The organism is Serratia sp. LTN-2, assembly GCF_059740205.1.
This window is the reverse complement of record NZ_JCAXDO010000095.1, coordinates 1-647: the sequence shown is the minus strand read 5'-3', so window position 1 is coordinate 647 and position 647 is coordinate 1. Positions and strand designations below refer to the sequence as shown.

Annotated in this window: 1 protein-coding gene; it reads left to right on the top strand. The window is 49.9% G+C overall.

The features are described 5' to 3' along the window. On the top strand, positions 1–647 hold a 647-nt coding region (locus AC6BYQ_RS28530; RefSeq protein ID WP_498057933.1), incomplete at both ends, for a hypothetical protein.

Sequence of the window (647 nt, the reverse complement as noted above, 5' to 3'; positions counted from 1 at the left end):
GACCTTGCAAACGGCTATATCACAGCAGCGATTCCTGTGACAGGCGAAGGCCCTGTAGCGATCCATGCAGAAGCAGTAGATGCGCAAGGTAACGTTGATGTTGCTGATGCAGATGTAACCTTAACCATTGATACAACTCCACAAGACCTGATTACAGCAATTACGGTTCCTGAAGACTTAAATGGCGATGGTATCTTGAATGCTGCAGAACTTGGTACAGACGGTACATTCAATGCACAAGTGGCATTAGGACCGGATGCAGTTGATGGCACAGTGGTGAATGTTAACGGTACTAACTACACCGTCACAGCGGCTGACCTTGCAAACGGCTATATCACAGCAGCAATTCCTGTGACAGGCGAAGGTCCTGTAGCGATCCATGCAGAAGCAGTGGATGCACAAGGTAATGTCGATGTTGCAGATGCAGACGTGACAGTAACGGTTGATACAGTCCCTGCAGACCTGATCGGTGCGATCACGATTCCTGAAGACCTAAATGGCGACGGTATCTTGAATGCAGACGAGTTAGGCACAGACGGCAGCTTCAATGCACAAGTGGCGTTGGGACCAGATGCGCTTGACGGCACAGTGGTGAATGTCAATGGTGTGAACTACACCGTGACAGCAGCTGACCTTGCAAACGGCTA